1 protein-coding gene and 1 pseudogene are annotated in these 3247 nt (G+C 81.2%); both read left to right on the top strand.

Annotation, left to right across the window (positions count from 1 at the left end; all coding sequences use genetic code 11):
- Positions 1 to 299: peptidoglycan-binding protein (locus tag ACFVXK_RS37750; protein ID WP_389621652.1), on the top strand; the 299-nt coding region annotated here is incomplete at its 5' end.
- A gap of 2543 nt (positions 300 to 2842) precedes the next feature.
- A pseudogene (locus ACFVXK_RS37745) lies at positions 2843 to 3247 on the top strand (hypothetical protein); the annotation flags it as partial.

Genomic DNA, 3247 nt, shown 5'->3' with positions numbered 1-3247 from the left:
CGACTGGCTCCCGCCCGGGCCCGGCTCCCGCGCCGGCCCCCCGCCCGGGGCCGGCCGGGGTCCCGGCCTACCCCGGCCCGGGGGTCTTCCGCCCGGGCCAGTCCGACCCGGCGATCGCCGCGATGGGGCGGCAGCTGGTGAAGAAGGGCTTCGGCAGGTACTACACGGCCGGTCCGGGCCGCACCTGGACGGAGGCGGACCGCCGCAACGTCGAGGCCTTCCAGCGCGCGCAGGGCTGGCGCGGCGCCATGGCCGACGGCTACCCGGGCCCGGAAACCTGGCGCCGGCTGTTCGCATGACGGAGGCAACGATGCACCCCACCCGCACCACGTCCACGACGGGCACCTTCCACCCCGCCCCCGCCGCTGCCCGCCCGCCGGTGTCCTGGCAGGCCCCCACCCGGAACACCACCCCGTCCGGCGCGGCTGCCACGGCCCACCAGCCCGCCTCGCCACCGACCCCGTCCGGCACCGCCGGGCGGCCCCATGAGAGCGATCTGCCCCTGGCGTCCCGCCCCTGGGCCGCGACGGAACCCGTCGCCGCCGCACGGCCCCGCACCGACGACCTGCCACCGGCCCCCGCCTCCCGGCCCAGGCCGGTGTCGCCCCCGACCGGTGCGGCGGGCGTCGCGGCCGGGTGTGCCGGTGAGGGCGAGGTACCCCTGGCGTCCCGGCCCTGGGCTACGGCTGCGGCCGCGGCGGAGCCCGTCGCCGCCGCGCGGACCCGTGCCGACGGGCCGTCGGCGGCCGCTGTCTCCCGGACCGGTTCGGCGGTTGTCGCCGCCGGGCGTGCCGGTGACGGCGAGGTGCCCCTGGTGTCCCGGCCTTGGGCTGCGGCCGGGGCGGAGCCCGTCGCTGCTGCGCGGACCCGCGCCGATGAGCTGCCGGCGGCTGCCGCTTCCCGGCCCGGGCCGGCGCCGGATGGTGCCGCCGGTGGGCGGGCTCCAGACGGTGAGGTGCCCCCGATGCCCCGGCCGGGCGGTATCGCCGCGGAGTCGGCGGTGGCGACCGCAGCCGCCGCGCGGGATCGGGCCGCCGCCATTCCGCCCGCGTCGGCGTCGATCACGGCCGGTGCGGCGGGCGTTGCCGCCGGGTGGACGCCCACGCCCCGGCCCGGCGCCACGGCCCCGGAGCCGCCCGCAAGGGCCGATGCGCCCGAGTGGCGGGTGGCGCCCCGGCCCGCTGCAACCCGGGGCACCGGCTCGGCGTCGGCCGTCGCCCCCCGGTCCGCCGCCGGAGCGACCTCCGCCCGGCAGGCCGACGAACCCCCACGGCCTCGCGCCGCCGCGCCGGTCTGGGCGCCGGACCCGACGCGTGTGGTCCGGGTCGGCGAGACCGCCCGGCAGGCACCAGGCCGGGCCGCCGCCCCCGGCCCACGGCCGGTGGCCCCGGCGACGGGCCCGGGGCTCCCGCCGGGCCCGACGGGAGCCACCCGCTACACCTCAGGCCCCGCCGCCCACCCGGAAGCGCGCCCCTCCGCGTCGCCGCAGGCCACGTACCCCGCCGCACCACCGGTGACGGCCCGCGCGGAGTCCTCGGCGCTGCCGCCCGCGGCGCACCCCGCCGGTGCGGCACCAGCGGCGCGGGCCACGCATCCCGCAGGCCCGACCGTGACGGACCGCTCGGCTGCGGACTCCTCGGTGTCGCCGCATGCGGCCCGCCCTGCCAGTGCGGCGCCGACGGCGACGGTCGCGCCCCAGGGTGGCCCGGCCATGACGACCCGTCGGGAGCCTGGACCCTCCGCGTTGCCGCCTGCCGGGCACTCCGCCGGTACGACCCTGCCGTCGGGGGCCGCAGGCCCGACCGTGACGGACCGCTCGGCAACCGAGTCCTCGGGGTCGCACCCGGCCGGGACGCCCCACTGCGAGCCCCAGTCCCCGGTGTTGCCGCGTGCGGGGCACACGGATTCCCCGGGGTCGGCGCGGGCCGCGCGCCTGGCCGGTCCGGCCGGGGCTGGTCACCGGGAGCCCCAGGCCTCGGTGTTGCCGTCTGAGGGGCATCCCGCTGGTGCGGATCTGTCGTCGCGGGGTGCCCGTCCGGCTGTGGCGGACCGCTCGGTAACGGATTCCTCGGGGTCGGCGCGTGCCGCGTACCTGGCCGGTCCGGCCCAGGCGGCCCACGGGCCCACCGTGTCCGCGCGCTCGGCTCGCGACGCGTAGGGGGCGCTTCCGGCCGCGTCGGCCCACGGGGAGCCTCAGCCCCCGGTGTTGCCGCGTGCGGGGCACCCTGCCGGTGCGGATCTGCCGTCGCGGGGTGCATGTCCGGCTGTGGCGGACCGCTCGGTGACGGACTCCTCGGGGTCGTCGCGTGTGAGGCACCCTGCCCCGGCTGCCCCGGCTGCCCCGGCGGCGCGGGCCCTGCACCCGGTTGGGACGCCCCACCCGGAGCCCGAGGCCTCGGTGTTGCCGTCTGCGGGGTATTCCGCCCGCGTGGCACCGGCGGTGGGGCCGGCTGGGGCCGTGGCCGCAGGGGCCCCGGCCGGGGCGGCTGCGGCAGCGGACGTGGCCCGGGCCGCCGCTGTGGAGGCCGTGCCCTCGCCGTCCAGCGGTACGGTCCCCGGACACACCCCCGGGGCCGACCCGGTGGCCCGCACCGGCCGGGTCGCGGAGCAGCCCGAGGCGGCCGGAGGCCCGGCACGTCCGCAGGGTCCGGCCCCCGCCGGGCCCGGGACCACGGAGCCCGTGCAGGCCCGGGCGGTGCCCGGGTACGTGCCCGAGCCGGTGGGCGGAGCCCGCCCCGGAGCCGCCGTGGCCCCGTCCCGCGCGGCTCATCCGGCCGCGACCCCTTCCCGCGCCAGTCACCAGGACCCCGCACCCCCAACCCAACCCGGTCAGGAAGCCCCTGTGCACTCGTCCCGGGCCGGTCAGCAGGCCCATCTCACCTCGCCCCGCGCAGACCACGAGACCCCCGCCACCTCCCGCACCGTCCACGCGGCCGCAGCCGGCCCCGCCCGCGAGCCCGCGCCGGAGGCGGCCGTCGCCGAAGCCACGGACCGGCGTCCCGCCGAGCCGGCCGCCCGGGCCCGAACCGCCGTGCCCGCACCGGAGGCCCCCGCCGGGGAGGCTCCGAAGGCCTTGGCCCACGTGGGCACCGGCGCGCCGGAGCACCCGACCGCCCCGGCTCCGCGCACCGGCAGCGAGCCGCAACACCCCAAGGCCCGAGCCGAGTTCCACCCCCCGGCCGCCCGGACGGAGCCCCGTCCCCCCACCACCCCCCGGGCCACGCCCGCCACCCGCACGGTCCCCCAC

Origin of the sequence: Streptomyces sp. NPDC058157, from assembly GCF_042884105.1 — a bacterium.
Classification (GTDB): Bacteria; Actinomycetota; Actinomycetes; order Streptomycetales; family Streptomycetaceae; genus Streptomyces.
The sequence above is the reverse complement of the archived record's forward strand: the minus strand, read 5'-3'. Positions and strand labels throughout refer to the sequence as shown.